This is a genomic window from Moraxella canis, from assembly GCF_034424565.1.
Taxonomy (GTDB): domain Bacteria; phylum Pseudomonadota; class Gammaproteobacteria; order Pseudomonadales; family Moraxellaceae; genus Moraxella; species Moraxella canis.
Map to the genome: position 1 here is coordinate 1,743,633 of NZ_CP139961.1, position 14,734 is coordinate 1,758,366.

Here is a 14,734-nt window from a genome sequence, read left to right on the forward strand (position 1 = left end):
GTAAATCTCACTTTTTAATCTCTTAGCTTAATAAAATGATATAATAAACCCATGAAAACACTCAAGCTACGCATCAAAGATAAACACATAGACCAACTAAACCACCTAAGCGGTTTAGTCAATTTCGTGTGGAATTATGTTAATGACTTGAGTTACAAACACCTACAAAAAACTGGCAAATTCTTTTCAGCCTACGACCTAAACGACTACACCAAAGGCAGTGGTGAGCTACTAGGCTTACATTCTCAAACCATTCAAGCCATCAATGAAACCCATGCTAAAAGTCGTAAGCAGTTTAAGAAGGCAAAACTTAATTGGCGAACCAATCGCCCAACAGCAAAACGCAAATCACTGGGCTGGATACCCTTTAAGAAATCAGCCATCAAACACCTAGCGACACGACAAAGCGGTAAAAAAGGCTTAAAATCCACCTTGCAACTATCCCTAGCCAAAGGACAAAAGCTAGTCATTGACCTATGGGACAGCTACAACCTATCACTATATCAAATTAACACCTGTGAGATTGTGCAAGACAGCCGTCACCGCTGGTACGCCTGCATTACTGTCAAAAACCATCCTAAAACCACTTGTGGCACAGGTTCGGTTGGTATTGATCTTGGTTTAAAAGACAGTGCCACTACCTCAAACGGGGATAAACTGCATATTAAGCAAACGCTTAAATACGCCAAAGACTTAGCGATTGCTCAGCGTGCAGGTAAAAACAAGCGTGTACAGGCAATCCATGCCAAAATCAAAAATACACGCCAAGACTTAATTCACAAATTCACCACCCAATTAGTCAAGGATAACGCCCTAATCGTGGTCGGTGATGTGAAAACCACCCAATTTAACAGCAAAAAAGGCAAACTGGCTAAAAGCGTCTATGATGCAGGTTGGTTTGAACTCAAACGGCAACTGATCTATAAATGTAAGAATGCAGGTTGCCGTTTTGTAATCGTATCAGAGCGATACACTACCCAAACTTGTTCGTGCTGTGGCGATATGTCCAGTAGTCCGAAAGGTAGGACAGGTCTTGGAATAAGAGAATGGACTTGTGCAAAGTGTGGCACATGGCATGATAGAGATATTAACGCCAGTCGGAACATTCTTGCGGTCGGGCTTGACCGTCTAGCTGTAGGAATCCCCGCACTTTAGGGCGGGGAGGAAGTCAATAATGACATCTACATCCACTGCGATCATTTTGAAGTAAGGGTATGTTGGGAGTTGATGTCGTAAAATGTGGCGAGAATGATCCTTTGATGGATCGTCCAATTTTTAGGAAAAATCTGTGAGCGCGTTAAGTTGGTTGATTGGACTGTGTTTATTGTTAGGGGTGCTGTTTTTGTTGGCGCTTATAAAGCCTGCTCTAAAGCGCCCATCAAAGCGATCTTTGGGTAATACCTTGGCATTATCAAACACCGATCCGCTTCAATCTCAGCGCCAAAAGCTCTATCATATGCTATCAGCCAGTCTGCCTGGCTTTGATATTGTGCCCAAATCCAATCGCCTGCTCATCAGCCGTCAAGGTAATCAAGTCGCGATTATTACGCTTGACGATCAGGCGGTGATGGCAGAGCGTCAGCTTGGCGATGTGCTCATCCTGAATCTAAACACACGCTTTACAGCGCAAATGGTGGCAGATCTAATGATCAAGATACGCGCGCATGCTGATCAGGTGATGGATTGACGACAGCTATTTGGCAGTCTATGCAAGCTGTCTAATAATGAACAAAATTTTGAAAATTATCTTGCGTTTTTTGGCAGAATTTTATATAATACCGCCTTATTTTGCATCCTTGTCGTGTTCGTTATCAAGAGTCATCAAAGGGATGACCACGGCACACAGGTTTATCTGGAGAATTCAAGATGTACGCAGTAATTAAAAGCGGCGGTAAACAACACCGTGTTAGCGTTGGCGAAACTTTGAAAGTTGAACTACTAAAAGCTGAAAAAGGCGAGACGCTAAACATTGAAGACGTGCTAATGGTTGTTGATGGCGCTGACATCAAAATCGGTGCGCCTTTGGTTGCTGGTGCGAGTGTAGAAGCTGAAGTGGTTGAGCATGGTCGTGGCAAGAAGGTGCGCATCGTAAAGCATCGTCGTCGTAAGCACTACCACAAAGAGCAAGGTCACCGTCAATGGTTCACTGAGCTAAAAATCAAAGCCATCAACGCTTAATTCACCACATTAGTATTTGATACCTAGGGCATTGCCCATCGGTATTTTAACAGGAGATATTCTCATGGCACATAAAAAAGCCGCAGGTTCTACTCGTAACGGTCGTGATTCTAACCCAAAAATGCTTGGCGTAAAAGTATTTGGTGGTCAAGATGTTGTTGCTGGTAACATCATCGTTCGTCAACGTGGTACTGAATTCCATGCTGGTGAAGGTGTAGGTATGGGTCGTGACCATACGCTATTTGCCTTGACTGAGGGCGTAGTTAAATTTGAAACCAAAGGTCAATTTAACCGTCGTTACGTTTCTGTTTTAGCAAAATAATTTGCGATAAATAGATCCACTAAAAAAGCTCATCATATATACGTGATGAGCTTTTTTTATGAATGAGTGAATGATTTTACTGGATTTTTGATTTGGTCAGTGGTATCTTGCTCAATTGGTAACTGACTATTTTTATACCTATGCGATGAATGGCTTTATGATTGTAGATAATGTAGCAATCGCGTTTTTGATCACGCTTGCCGCAGGTCTTGCGACGGTGCTCGGTAGCGCCTTGGTTTTTTTTCAAAAAACGCCCAGCCCGCGCATCTTGGCTTTTGGTTTGGCATTTTCGGCTGGGGCGATGGTCTTTGTTTCTTTGACTGAAATATTCTCAAAGTCGGTTCAAAGTTTTGATGAAATGAGTAAAATTGGGTTTACTTGGGCAACTTTTGCCTTTTTGGCAGGATTGTTGGCAATTTTACTTTTAGATCGCCTGATCCCAAATCCGCATGAGACGCTTGATGTCAATGATCCAAAGTTTCAAGACAAAACCCAAAGCTATTTAAAAAGAATTGGGCTGATGTCGGCATTTGCGATTACTGCGCATAATTTCCCTGAGGGCTTGGCGACATTCTTTGCTACTTTAGAAAGCCCAACGCTTGGCGCGCCTTTGGCATTTGCGATCGCTGTACATAATATTCCTGAAGGGATCTCAATCGCCGCCCCCATTTACTTCGCCACTCAAAACAAGCGCTTGACCGTTTTATGCTGCTTTATTTCAGGGCTTGCAGAACCGATGGGCGCCATTTTGGGTTATGTCATTTTGGCACCATTTTTATCACCCAATGTCTTTGGGTGGGTATTTGGGATTATTGCAGGGGCGATGGTATTTTTGGCGATGGATGAGCTGCTGCCCGCTGCCAAGCGTTATTCTGATGGACACGAAACAGTGTATGGACTGGTGGGTGGCATGGGTATGATTGCCATCAGTTTGGCGCTCTTTAATTTATGATCAAGCATTAAAAAAGCTCTGCTTTTACAGAGCTTTTTATGGGCTAATTATTGTTCAATCCACCGACGGATCTTTTCACGCTCTTCATCGCTAGCATTCAGCCAAATTTGCATAAAGCCATCCAAATTGTTATTAGCACGCGGCGATGTGTTTGAGGTCGGCGTGTTATTAGACTGGCTATTATCGATTGCAGCGATTGCTTTTTGATTGGATACAACAGCAGAATCACCACGGCTGAACATCCCACCGATCGCCCCTGTAATGCCGCTCAAAAGACCTTGACGCTCACCTTCTTTTGCATCTTCTTGAGCGATGATTTGACCATTGTGTGACACTGCTAAGCTGGGTGCTTTGGCATATTCTTTCGCAGCTTGATACTCTCTTGGCTGATTTGGCATGACCAGCTGATACGTTTGGTTATCAGCAAAATTTGCGGTCACGGTGATATTGCCTGATTTAAGATAATCGTGCTCATCATTACGCAGCTCAAACAACCGATCATAACGCGCTGTAATCACATGACGACCTGGTTCCAAGGTGAAATTTCGTTGTAGAGGCTGTAACAACCCATGACGAATTTCTTGACCGTTAATCGCGGTTACCTTAATGTTATCATCAACATTAAGCTGAACTTGAGCAGCGGCAGCGGTGCTGAGTAGGGCGCTAGCGAGCAAGCCTAGGCTGACTTTTTTCATAAAATATCCTTTTTGTTGGCGATATATGTGGCATAACATACCATTAATTGGGCGATATTGCTAGTATTTCCCTTAATTTTAAATCAGCGGATGACCAAAATCGGAATCGGTATTATCGCTGATTTCAAGCATGAATGTTTCGTGTAAGATAATTTGCTTGGCTTCTGTGATGGTTTTTTTGGGAATTTGTACACGTGACAGGCGTGTTAGCAAAGGTCGAATGTGATCGAGAACGGTGTTAATGTCCCCAGCATTTCTAGGACCTTCTTCAAGCAAATACTCAAAAATTTCTTCAGGCAGCTTCCAGTTTTTTTTCTTTAAAATGACTTCAAGCAAGATGCGGCGATCATTAATATCATCATTATCCGGCAAAGTCAGCATCGGCGCAAGCGACAGCCGAGTATGCAGATCCAGTAATCCAATTTGTAGCTCACGCGCCGGATCATCTGCCAGATAGAGTATCTGTTTTTGGTGCTCACGAATGCGGTTAATCAGATGAAATAAGCCTTCTTGCCATTCGTAGCTGTGCCGAACCATTTGTAGACCATCCACGATGATCAAATCAAACATCTCAAGCCCAACAAGAGCGCTCGCATGCGGATCTTGTTCTATCAGCTCGGTTAAATTTAAGCTGATGACCATCTTTGAGGTCATAGAGGTATAATGCTCATAGATGGCGCTTGCCAAATGCGTCTTGCCAAAGCCAGAAGCACCAACAATGAACAGCTCGCGCAAACTGCCTTGTACCAATTTATCAACAGCGTCCAAAATCGGGCGATAACTTGAGGATCGAAAATCATCAAGCGATGCTTCGGGGCGAATGTCCAAATTCAATGAATCTTGTATTGCTTCAGTCATGATGACAGCCTTGATGGGTGTTCATAGCGCATTTTGGTTTTTATCGTTATGGTTCAAAAGCCTATAAATAATGAGTGAAAATGACACTTCTTGTGTTTTTTAGTGGCTATATATACCATATTTTGTGCATTTTGCGCAAGTGATTTATACCAAATACGAGTTCAGTCGTCTTCTTTCCATAAAGGCAGCTGTCTTTGACCTTCGTGCCAATCACTGCATAAATAGGCATCATAAGCATAATGAAACAAAACATTGATCACGGCAGAAACAGGCAAGGCAATTAACATACCTACAAATCCAAATAAGGATGCGCCTGCCAATACGGCAAAAATTACCCATAAAGGCGATAAGCCAATTTTATCACCCAATAATAAAGGCTGTAGAATGTAGCCTTCAACCGCCTGCCCAACCATAAATGCGCCAAAAATCAGACCCAAATAGATCCAATCTAACCCAAATTGAAACAGTCCTGCGATCAGCGCCGCGATAATACCAATGCCAAAACCCAAATAAGGCACAAAGCTTGCAATGCCTGCTGTGATACCGATGATCAATCCCAGTTGCAGACCAATCAGCTGCAGCTGAATGGCATAAATGGCTCCAAGCAGCAGCATCACTAAAAACTGACCTTTGGCAAAATTCATCAAAGCGGCATCGCAGTCACGAGCAATTCTAACAACCTTATGGGTATAAGGCTTGGGCACAGACAGCTTCCAAGTGTGCAGTCGCTGATCCCAACCTAATAAAAAATAAAATGTCAAAATTGGCACCATGACTATCAAGCCAATATTATTGGCTGCCGTAAGACCTGAGCTAAATACTTGCTTAATCAAGTCTTGGACATCATTAACTTGATAATTATTTTGAAAATAGGTTAATGCCGTGTTAGAAATCAAATCAATATCCAGCGGTAAAAGTTCACTATCGGTATACCGAGCAATCCAGCTTCTACCCACGTCATTATACCAAGCGATGATTTTGGGTAACGACTCCCAAAGAAGCTGTAATTGAGCCCACATCATCGGCACCAACCAAATGATCAGCGCACTGGCGACAATCACGCAGCTGATATAAACCACCGAGATCGCCAAAATTCTTGGCATGATTAAAGCAAGGCGGCTAACCAAAGGATTTAAAAAATATGCCAAAATAAATGCTGCAATGAAGGGCGCGATAACCGCCTTCATCAAGAACAAAGCATATAAAAATACACACAGCGCCGCTAAAATAAACAAGCGGCGAAAAAAAGGATCAATTTTGGCTGGATACATGAAAACTCAAAGCATGAAAGGGGGAAGATGATGCCTGATATTGTAGGTGATTTTATTTAAATTTACACGTAATTTTATGTATATTTTAATCAATCATTACTTTTGATGAAACTTGGTAGCTGTCATCAAAAGCGCAAAATGGCTTAATTTTAACCATACAAGATCGCCAAATAAATTCAGGGCAAATCTAATATTTTGGGTTAAAATTTGATATAATTATTCAAATTTAAGTAACATCTCATTTTTAATAAGGGTAAAACATGACAGACCAAACCTCACTCAGCTACAAAGATGCAGGCGTAGATATTGACGCAGGCGAGGCGCTGGTTGCGCGTATCAAATCGGTTGCCAAAGCGACCAGTCGTCCTGAAGTGGTGGGTGGCTTGGGAGGATTTGGGGCGCTATGCCGCATTCCGACTGGCTATAAATCACCACTGCTTGTGTCAGGCACGGACGGCGTTGGCACCAAGCTTAAGCTTGCGCTACAGCTTAACCGCCATGAAACGATTGGTCAAGATCTGGTGGCAATGTGTGTGAATGATTTGTTGGTTTGTGGAGCCGAGCCGCTGTTTTTCTTAGATTATTACGCCACAGGTAAGCTTGATGTCGATACCGCCGCGACTGTTATTACAGGTATTGGTGAGGGCTGTCAATTAGCAAACTGCGCACTGATTGGCGGTGAGACCGCAGAAATGCCTGGCATGTATCAAGATGAAGACTATGATTTGGCAGGCTTTTGTGTCGGTGTGGTTGAAGAGTCAGAAGTGATCACCGGTGAGAATGTTCAAAAGGGCGATGTTTTGCTTGCCTTGGCATCTAGCGGCGTGCATTCAAATGGTTATTCTTTGGTTCGCAAAGTGATTGAAGTAACCAATACTGATGTTAATACTCACACTTTGGCTGATGGTACTAGCTTGGCAGATGCACTGATGGCACCAACACGCATTTATGTCAAGTCTGTCAATGCCCTACAAAAATCCTTGGGCAATGCCAATGTCCACGCCATGGCGCACATCACCGGCGGCGGCTTGACTGAGAATTTGCCCCGTGTATTGCCTGATCATTTGGCAGCGCAAATTGACACCCAAAGTTGGGTGCTGCCTGAAGTCTTTCAATGGCTGCAACAGGGCGGAAACATCCAAATTTTAGAGATGTATCGCACCTTTAACTGCGGCGTTGGGTTTATTCTGGTTATTCCTGCCGATCAAGCCGAACTGGCGATGAGTGAACTTACTGCTCAAGGTGAGCAAGTTTGGAGAATTGGTGAAATCGTTGAGCGCACTGGTGATGCGGTGGTGTACGCCTAATGAGTCAAGCACGCATGAAAGTGGCTGTGTTGGTCTCAGGCAGCGGCTCGAATTTGCAGGTTATAATTGATCGGGTCAAATCGGGTGATCTTGAAATCGATCTTGTTGGTGTGATCAGCAATCGAGAAGATGCTTATGCTATTACACGAGCAAAAGAGGCGGGTATCCCAGTGGCAGTGCTATCTCATGTGCCAAATGGCAAACGCATGAGTATCAGCACTTTTGAAAAACATGCGCTTGAGCAAATTCAGCAGTGGTCAGCTGATTTGGTGGTGTTGGCAGGCTTTATGCGCGTGCTGTCTGCTCAGTTTATTCATAGCGTGCCTTGCCCAATGATCAATCTGCATCCTTCTTTATTACCTAATTATAAGGGATTGGATACTCATCAAAGAGTCTTGCGCTCCGGCGATAACCGCCATGGCTGCAGCGTGCATTTAGTGACAGCTGAGCTGGATGCTGGGCAGGTATTGACCCAAGCATGGCTAAGTGTTCGCACTGGCGATAGTGCCGAAACCTTGGCTAAGCGCGTACAAGTGCTTGAGCATCAGCTGGTGCCCTTTACCATTGATTTGATCATTAAAGGTGTTATTAGCATTCAAGATGCCAAAACAGCAAAGAGCAGCAGCATGATGCCACTACCATTGAAATTATGGCTAGATCAGCCCTAATAGGCTTTGGTTGATTTGGTGCAGCACTCTAAAACAGTAAAAACCCAGCCATAAACAGCTGGTTTTTTTATTGAGTAACTTAAAAATAAGCACTTCATAAGCAAAAGAAAAACCCTTAGTTATTCACTAAGGGTTTCTAAATATGGCTCCCCAACCTGGGCTCGAACCAGGGACACACGGATTAACAGTCCGATGCTCTACCGACTGAGCTATTGGGGAATGTCGGTTATTTAAGCAGTTCGCTTAAGATGTGCGCTATTATAGCAGAATATATTAAGCTGTCAACAGATTTTCGTAAATTTTTCAAAAAATTTTCAGGAAACTGTCATAAAAATGAAAAAACCAAAGTACCGCTGTAAAGGGGTTACCATGAACCGTGAAGTTCAAGGCGGATGAGAGCCATGCTTATTACGGCTTCCTGATTCATCTAAAAGATGCAGGCCTGCTCAACAAAGCACTGTCGCTCAAATCCTAAGATAAGATTATCGGCTCAGGAATACGCTCTACTGGCGAGTACTTCAGTAGTTTTATTATAACAAAATGAGCGAATTTTTCAAGTAAAATTCTAAAGATTTGAGTGAGTTAGTTAAGTTAAGTAATTGATTTTAAATGAAAATATCTTCAAACAGTCTTAATGTTGAATATTAAAAGATATTAAAAATGCCCATTGAATTCAATGGGCATTTGATATTTCAAAAAGCAATTATTTGATTTTTGCTTCTTTGAAAATCACATGTTGGCGAATTTTTGGATCAAATTTTTTGATTTCCATTTTGCCAGGCATGGTACGCTTATTTTTAGTGGTGGTGTAGAAATAACCAGTACCAGCGGTAGAAACTAGTTTAATTTTATCTCTCATGATCGTATCCTTTATCTATTCGGTAATTGGCAAAAATCGATTAGATTTTTTGACCTTGTGCACGTAAATCAGCAAGCACTTTGTCAATGCCTTGCTTATCGATGATACGCATACCTTTCGATGAAACGCGTAAACGAACAAAACGGTTCTCAGACTCTACCCAAAAACGATGGTTGTGTAGGTTTGGCAAAAAGCGACGACGAGTTTTGTTGTTAGCGTGCGATACATTGTTACCCACTTGTGGGCGCTTTCCAGTCACTTGACATACTCGAGACATGGTGAACTCCTAATCTGGTGGCACGGATATTGAGCGGTATCGGGTGTGCCAGTCATGCTTGGGTGCTTATTATTTGTGGTATGGACACAGCACAAATAAAGCAGGACTTTTCATGGTTAGGCCATTTCTTTCTTACCGTTAAAGGCGACGACAATCAAGAAGTAGCAGAAAAATTAAAACCCGAATTATACACGAATTAAAAAGGCTTGACAAGGTATTTTCAAGCCTTTGGGTGTCATCACAAAAAGAATTAAGCTTTTGGTGTGAGAGCATTGGTTGGCATACCCACACCTGCCCAGCCATAGCGCATAAAGTTGCGAATATTGGCGTGATCTACGCCTTGCGGGGTAGCTTGAACAGCGCGATAATGCTCAGCAAATAACTTTAGCGTATCCACTTTATTGAGCCCATGAAGCTTAGCCAGGCTTAGTACTTTGGCGCTGCCTTCATTGATGCCAGCAGGGTTGGTAACTTCACCATTTGAAAAATCAATCGGCTGATAACTGTAATGCGCATCAATAAAAGCAAGCACATCATTAAAGCTCAGCTGATTTGACTCAATGCCTGCCAATATGCGAGAAATTTCCGTTGTTTTCATGACCCACCTATAGCTTAGCGATTGAAATAATCGTCATCATCAAATGATGGCGGAGCAAAGTTACCACCTTGCTCAAGATGGCTCATGTGCATTTGCATAGAACGCTCATGCTGAATGCGCTGATAGATTTCTTCGCGATGAACAGCGATGTCTTTTGGTGCGTTCACACCCAAACGAACCTGATTGCCTTTGACGCCTAGGACGGTGACACTCACTTCATCGCCGATCATTAAAGTTTCGCCAACTCGGCGAGTTAAAATTAGCATTATTATGCTCCTTTGATGCCACCGATTTACTGTTATTGTCCCATTTTAATCCATCATTATCGCAAATCGGTGTGGTTGCAGGGCGGATTAACCCCAAAAAAATCTGCTTAATGCAATATTATAAGGGGCATTAAGCAGATTGTCAGTAGTTTTTGCGAAGATTTCGTTATTTTTTGTGTCATCACCTTTGAAATCAGGTGGTAGGCGTATGATTAGCCCGCCACTTTACTTTCGCCATCTTGACGATCTAGCCCAAAAGCAGTGTGTAGCTCTTTGACAGCTTTTTCAAGGTGCTGCTCTTGAATCAGGACAGAGACTTTGATTTCACTGGTCGAGATCATTTGTAGATTGATGTTATTGCTGGCTAAGGTATCAAACATTTTACTTGCCACACCAGCATGTGAGCGCATGCCCACGCCAACGATAGAGACTTTGACGACATCGTTTGCACCAAAAATCTCGCTGGCGCCGATTTCATCTTTGACACGCTCATTTAAAATTTTCAATGTTTTTTCATAATCGCCACGCTGAACAGTGAAGCTAAAATCAGTAAAGCCTTCATCTGATGCGTTTTGAATGATCATGTCAATTTCGATGTTGGCGGTACTGACAGGGCTTAAAATGGCTGATGCGATGCCTGGGCGATCTGGCACGCCGCGAACCACAATTTTTGCTTCATCTCGGTTGAATGCAATCCCAGAAATAACTGCACGTTCCATATCGTCTCCTTCATCAATCGTGATCAGTGTGCCCACATTTTGTTTAAAATTATCATCGAAAACGCCGTCGGCATTGTCATCAAAACTAGACAATACACGCAGTGGCACTTGGTATTTGCCTGCAAATTCAACAGAGCGAATTTGTAGCACTTTTGAGCCTAAGCTTGCCATTTCTAGCATTTCCTCAAAAGTGATTTTAGAAAGCTTTTTGGCTTTTGGGGTGACGCGCGGATCAGTGGTATAAACACCATCAACATCTGTATAGATTTGGCACTCATCCGCTTTGAGAGCCGCCGCCAAAGCAACGCCTGTGGTGTCCGACCCGCCGCGCCCCAAAGTGGTCACATCTCCATGTTCATTAATCCCTTGAAAGCCAGCAACCACAACAACGCGACCTGCATTGAGTTCATTGAAAATGGGATCTGTATCAATGCTTTGGATGCGCGCTTTGGTGTGAGTGTTGTCAGTGCGAATGGCAACTTGACCGCCTGTCATAGATTTGGCTTCTACGCCGATGGCTTCTAGTGCCATTGAAAGTAGTGAGATAGAAACTTGCTCACCTGTGCAGACCATTTGATCGTATTCACGAGGGTTTGGATCGGTGGTAATGTCACGCGCCAATCCAATCAATCGATTGGTTTCACCACTCATAGCAGAAACAACAACAACGACTTGATGACCGTTGTCATGCCAACGCTTGACGCGCTGAGCGACATTCTTGATGCGAGTGATGTTGCCCATCGAAGTCCCGCCATATTTTTGTACGATTAGTGCCATGAATGATGCCTTATAAATAAAATAACAACTGCTTATCTGAATGTGACAATACACAGTGTCGAACTTCGTTACGATACAAAAAACTTAAATATTTTAACGGATTGCATGACATGTGACAAGCGTTTTTATTGCTCGCCTTGACAATGCCAATGCTGCGACAGTTTTTGGTCAAGATGATCGATATGTCTTAATGCCCTAGCATGATTATTTCATTGGTTTAATAATTTTTGCTGAAAATCTAAGGTGAAATCGTCTTGTGCCTCACTATTGTAAAATTTAAAGCCTAAACATTTAATGTGATGATAGCTTTGGTTGTTATTGCTATTTATGATATTTTGATTATGAATCTTAATTATTTCTGATAATTCGACCAAAGCATCTTCTTTCCATTGGTCTTTGTCAAGCAAATGTCCGCCTTTTGGTTCAAACAAGCATTGATAATACACTTTTTGTTTGACTATATCATTGATAATCATCATATAATCAGGGCTAAACCTACGACCGCTATTTATATCAAAGATATAATAATCCAGTTCATTACGTATCAGATAGATCTCCGCCCCTTGATAGGTGATTTGCAAGTCATCAATGAAGCCTGCGATATATTTGACAAAGCGTTTTTCTTCGCTGGTGCCATAGTTTTCACTATAAGCATACCATTTGGCAATATCAACGGCGTATTGTAGCTCACTGTTCTCATGGCAAGATTGGGCTCTGGCTCGCTCATCAGGAGCAATGTAAGTTTTTTTGCCCTGCTCATCTAGACTGGGATAAGCGGTCAGATAGATATTTTTTTGCTTTTGAAATACTTCAGATAAAGGCTTGGGCGTGAATGTGCTGCTGCCTTTGATAATCGGTAGATATTTATCAATGGCTTTTCTGACTTCTGGCAAAATACTACCAACCAGCATTTGTAGTTTTTCATCAGCAGATAAACTGTCAATATCCTTGCCTTGTTCATGACTGTATTTGATGTCATACATGGGCAGATAGGTATCAATCATCTCATCAATGCTGGCAATGCCAATGATGTGTTTTTTTAGGTTATTTAATCTAAAAAAACCATTTTCTGCCCGAATTAACGCCTTGTACAATAACTGCCTTGAAAAATACTCTGGCAGGATTTTTATGGATTTATATCTGACAGTGGCTAACGCCTTGTTTTGTTCTTTGTCGGTCAGTGTGCGTGCATGAAGCTGGTAACTGCTGGCATTAATTTGCCTATCAAAAGTCAAATTGATCTCATCTTGTGTATTTTTTGAGCGGTATTCTTGACGGTTGATTAGCACAAAGCCTTTTTGGTAGGTTTGGCTTTGGAGAAACTGTGGCTTTAGATAAATCGTTTTTTTCTCTACGCCTTCGTTGATGATACCTTCGCCCAATAACTCTTGTTGCAGATTTTCCAAAAAAACGCCTGTCTTGACAAAGTGATAATAAAACGTTTCTAACAATCGCCCATTATCCTCTGGGTTTTGATCAAATTTACGCCGAAATGGGTCTTTGCCATACTCCGTCCCGCCAAACAAATCTTCATCACGATGATATCGCTTGGGTAGTGCGTAGGGGCATAGCCTTGCCCCACGTCCGATGAGCTGAATGTCTTGCAATGAGACTTTTTTGCTAGCAGAAATGTCAAAGTGAACAATGTCATATAAACTAAGCACATCCCAGCCTTCGTTGAGTGCATTGACCGAAAATATCGCCCGAATGGTATTTTTTGGGTGATCAAGCAGCGGCAACAAATCGGCACGCTCTTTGCTTTTGCTGTTATAAATCATGGTGTGATTTTCGGCAAATCGTTCTTTGATATGGCTGATAAAGGCATAAATACCTGTGGTGTCTTTTTGGGTGGCGAGATTGGCTTGTTTTGATTTTAACCAAGAAAACATTTGTGAGATGACATTGACCTTATCATCAAACAAATCTTTTTTGTCCTGCGCCATGCGTTGTAAATGGTCAAAATCATCTGCCCTAAGTGAGCTGATGACATGATGAAAAAACGCTCTGTCCGTTTCACTCTGGGCGATTTTGGTAGATTTGATCAGCACGATTGGATTAATAACCACGCCCATTTCACGCTCCGCCAGCAGTCGGCGATATTCACTAAGTGCTACGGCATTAACGATAAGTAGGCGTTTTTGGTCGGCGATTTGCGTTTCAGTGTTGTATAAAAACGCCACTTGTTTACTATATCCGTCTTTATTAAATTGCAAAAAGTCGTACTTATAGACCAGTTTGTCTTTATATTTTTTATGAATATTTTCATTTTTTAAATCCACTGTCGCTGTGAATTCTAAGAGTAGATTTTTGGGATTGGCGTGTAGTACCGATTGTACTGCTGTCTCCCAGTTGTTTTCGTCCGTCACTTCGGTTTTTTTCTTAGTATTGACATTAAGTCTGTGAGCTTCATCGGCGATGATAATTGTATCATGCTCTGCAAAGTCATCACTGCTGATGCTGTTTTCTTTGGCGGTTTTGATACGTTCATAAAGCATTTGTGTGCTAAAAAACATAAAATTAATGCCCGCTCGTTTACTGTCCTCAAAGCGCTCTATGGCTTTAATGGGTATGCTTTTGCCATTAAATTTCACTTGTTTTTTGAATAAATATTTATCAAAATTACTATCGGTAAAGTTCTTTATCGCCTGTTCTTTGATTTGGGTTTGGTGTACCAAAAACACGAAATTACGATAACCCCATTCATATAAATACAGCACGATCGCCGCCATAGTCAGGGTTTTGCCCGTGCCTGTCGCCATATTAAATAGCACATGTTTGGCTTTGTCTATCTGCCCGCTTTCATACAGATAAATAAAATGCTTCACTGCCTCTGTCTGATAATCACGCAAGTTCCGAGACAGATTATCGGTAATATAATTTGGCATCTCAAAATCAAGCGACCACTGTCTATAATCAGGGTCATGCTTGATTTGATGAAATAAAAACTCGCCCAAGGTGTCTTTTAATTTGGTTTTATTTTTTGCCAT

15 protein-coding genes, 1 tRNA gene, 1 other RNA gene and 1 pseudogene are annotated in these 14,734 nt (G+C 42.2%); 7 read left to right on the plus strand and 11 right to left on the minus strand.

Annotation, left to right across the window (positions count from 1 at the left end; all coding sequences use genetic code 11):
* The first annotated feature begins 51 nt into the window (after positions 1-51).
* The 5 genes from U0021_RS07920 (at position 52) to zupT (ending at position 3,452) form a co-directional block, all read left to right on the plus strand.
* A complete protein-coding gene (locus U0021_RS07920) occupies positions 52-1,155 on the plus strand; it encodes an RNA-guided endonuclease InsQ/TnpB family protein (RefSeq protein ID WP_327037442.1) in 1,104 nt (367 codons plus the stop codon).
* 133 nt (positions 1,156-1,288) lie between these two features.
* Complete coding sequence (locus U0021_RS07925; RefSeq protein WP_114800112.1) at positions 1,289-1,687, plus strand: hypothetical protein; 399 nt, start codon at positions 1,289-1,291, stop codon at positions 1,685-1,687.
* 179 nt (positions 1,688-1,866) lie between these two features.
* Positions 1,867-2,178 (plus strand): 50S ribosomal protein L21, encoded by a 312-nt coding sequence (gene rplU / locus U0021_RS07930; protein ID WP_049236325.1) that lies wholly within the window; start codon positions 1,867-1,869, stop codon positions 2,176-2,178.
* Between the two features lie 64 nt (positions 2,179-2,242).
* Positions 2,243-2,500, plus strand: coding sequence for a 50S ribosomal protein L27 (gene rpmA / locus U0021_RS07935; RefSeq protein ID WP_003659274.1), 258 nt, complete (start codon positions 2,243-2,245; stop codon positions 2,498-2,500).
* A gap of 145 nt (positions 2,501-2,645) precedes the next feature.
* Complete coding sequence (zupT, locus tag U0021_RS07940; RefSeq protein ID WP_205276503.1) at positions 2,646-3,452, plus strand: zinc transporter ZupT; 807 nt, start codon at positions 2,646-2,648, stop codon at positions 3,450-3,452.
* Positions 3,453-3,499: 47 nt separating this feature from the next.
* On the opposite strand, the gene U0021_RS07945 is transcribed toward zupT, so the two are convergent.
* The 3 genes from U0021_RS07945 to U0021_RS07955 all read right to left on the minus strand — a co-directional run bounded on the left by U0021_RS07945 (position 3,500) and on the right by U0021_RS07955 (position 6,276).
* Positions 3,500-4,147 (minus strand): DUF2057 domain-containing protein, encoded by a 648-nt coding sequence (locus U0021_RS07945; RefSeq protein WP_114800113.1) that lies wholly within the window; start codon positions 4,145-4,147, stop codon positions 3,500-3,502.
* A gap of 78 nt (positions 4,148-4,225) precedes the next feature.
* Positions 4,226-5,005 (minus strand): DnaA ATPase domain-containing protein, encoded by a 780-nt coding sequence (locus U0021_RS07950; protein ID WP_114800114.1) that lies wholly within the window; start codon positions 5,003-5,005, stop codon positions 4,226-4,228.
* Between the two features lie 161 nt (positions 5,006-5,166).
* Positions 5,167-6,276, minus strand: a complete 1,110-nt coding sequence (locus tag U0021_RS07955; protein ID WP_327037447.1) for an AI-2E family transporter — start codon at positions 6,274-6,276, stop codon at positions 5,167-5,169.
* Positions 6,277-6,536: 260 nt separating this feature from the next.
* On the opposite strand from U0021_RS07955, the gene purM reads away from it, so the two are divergent.
* Together purM and purN are read left to right on the plus strand one after the other, a co-directional pair.
* On the plus strand, positions 6,537-7,583 hold the full coding sequence (purM, locus tag U0021_RS07960) for a phosphoribosylformylglycinamidine cyclo-ligase (RefSeq protein ID WP_114800115.1): 1,047 nt from the start codon (positions 6,537-6,539) through the stop codon (positions 7,581-7,583).
* Positions 7,583-8,251 carry a phosphoribosylglycinamide formyltransferase gene (gene purN / locus U0021_RS07965; protein ID WP_114800116.1) on the plus strand — a complete coding sequence of 223 codons (669 nt, stop codon included), beginning with the start codon at positions 7,583-7,585 and terminating at the stop codon, positions 8,249-8,251. The genes purM and purN overlap by 1 nt, the downstream gene beginning before the upstream one ends.
* Before the next feature lie 143 nt (positions 8,252-8,394).
* On the opposite strand, the gene U0021_RS07970 is transcribed toward purN, so the two are convergent.
* The 8 genes and pseudogenes from U0021_RS07970 to U0021_RS08005 all read right to left on the minus strand — a co-directional run bounded on the left by U0021_RS07970 (position 8,395) and on the right by U0021_RS08005 (position 14,734).
* Positions 8,395-8,470, minus strand: a tRNA-Asn gene (locus tag U0021_RS07970).
* Positions 8,471-8,586: 116 nt separating this feature from the next.
* Positions 8,587-8,779, minus strand: a non-coding RNA gene (gene ssrS / locus U0021_RS07975) — 6S RNA.
* Between the two features lie 175 nt (positions 8,780-8,954).
* The gene (gene rpmG / locus U0021_RS07980; RefSeq protein WP_049236287.1) at positions 8,955-9,110 is read right to left on the minus strand and encodes a 50S ribosomal protein L33; all 156 of its coding nucleotides are present in this window, start codon (positions 9,108-9,110) and stop codon (positions 8,955-8,957) included.
* Between the two features lie 40 nt (positions 9,111-9,150).
* The gene (rpmB, locus tag U0021_RS07985; protein WP_049236285.1) at positions 9,151-9,387 is read right to left on the minus strand and encodes a 50S ribosomal protein L28; all 237 of its coding nucleotides are present in this window, start codon (positions 9,385-9,387) and stop codon (positions 9,151-9,153) included.
* Between the two features lie 250 nt (positions 9,388-9,637).
* Positions 9,638-9,985 carry a HopJ type III effector protein gene (locus U0021_RS07990; protein ID WP_078255179.1) on the minus strand — a complete coding sequence of 116 codons (348 nt, stop codon included), beginning with the start codon at positions 9,983-9,985 and terminating at the stop codon, positions 9,638-9,640.
* Positions 9,986-10,083: 98 nt separating this feature from the next.
* Positions 10,084-10,251: pseudogene (gene csrA, locus U0021_RS07995) on the minus strand (carbon storage regulator CsrA); the annotation flags it as partial.
* Between the two features lie 212 nt (positions 10,252-10,463).
* Entirely contained in the window at positions 10,464-11,747 is a 1,284-nt protein-coding gene (locus U0021_RS08000) for an aspartate kinase (protein ID WP_114800117.1), read from the minus strand.
* A 209-nt stretch (positions 11,748-11,956) separates the two neighbouring features.
* On the minus strand, positions 11,957-14,734 hold the full coding sequence (locus U0021_RS08005) for a DEAD/DEAH box helicase family protein (protein WP_114800118.1): 2,778 nt from the start codon (positions 14,732-14,734) through the stop codon (positions 11,957-11,959).

Excerpts from the sequence above, each read along its gene's own strand:
- U0021_RS07920 (WP_327037442.1), top strand. The coding sequence starts at position 52 with ATGAAAACACTCAAGCTACGCATCAAAGATAAACACATAGACCAACTA.
- rplU (WP_049236325.1), top strand. The coding sequence starts at position 1,867 with ATGTACGCAGTAATTAAAAGCGGCGGTAAACAACACCGTGTTAGCGTT.
- rpmA (WP_003659274.1), top strand. The coding sequence starts at position 2,243 with ATGGCACATAAAAAAGCCGCAGGTTCTACTCGTAACGGTCGTGATTCT.
- zupT (WP_205276503.1), top strand. The coding sequence starts at position 2,646 with ATGAATGGCTTTATGATTGTAGATAATGTAGCAATCGCGTTTTTGATC.
- U0021_RS07945 (WP_114800113.1), bottom strand. The coding sequence starts at position 4,147 with ATGAAAAAAGTCAGCCTAGGCTTGCTCGCTAGCGCCCTACTCAGCACC.
- U0021_RS07950 (WP_114800114.1), bottom strand. The coding sequence starts at position 5,005 with ATGACTGAAGCAATACAAGATTCATTGAATTTGGACATTCGCCCCGAA.
- U0021_RS07955 (WP_327037447.1), bottom strand. The coding sequence starts at position 6,276 with ATGTATCCAGCCAAAATTGATCCTTTTTTTCGCCGCTTGTTTATTTTA.
- purM (WP_114800115.1), top strand. The coding sequence starts at position 6,537 with ATGACAGACCAAACCTCACTCAGCTACAAAGATGCAGGCGTAGATATT.
- purN (WP_114800116.1), top strand. The coding sequence starts at position 7,583 with ATGAGTCAAGCACGCATGAAAGTGGCTGTGTTGGTCTCAGGCAGCGGC.
- rpmG (WP_049236287.1), bottom strand. The coding sequence starts at position 9,110 with ATGAGAGATAAAATTAAACTAGTTTCTACCGCTGGTACTGGTTATTTC.
- rpmB (WP_049236285.1), bottom strand. The coding sequence starts at position 9,387 with ATGTCTCGAGTATGTCAAGTGACTGGAAAGCGCCCACAAGTGGGTAAC.
- U0021_RS07990 (WP_078255179.1), bottom strand. The coding sequence starts at position 9,985 with ATGAAAACAACGGAAATTTCTCGCATATTGGCAGGCATTGAGTCAAAT.
- U0021_RS08000 (WP_114800117.1), bottom strand. The coding sequence starts at position 11,747 with ATGGCACTAATCGTACAAAAATATGGCGGGACTTCGATGGGCAACATC.
- U0021_RS08005 (WP_114800118.1), bottom strand. The coding sequence starts at position 14,734 with ATGGCAAAAAATAAAACCAAATTAAAAGACACCTTGGGCGAGTTTTTA.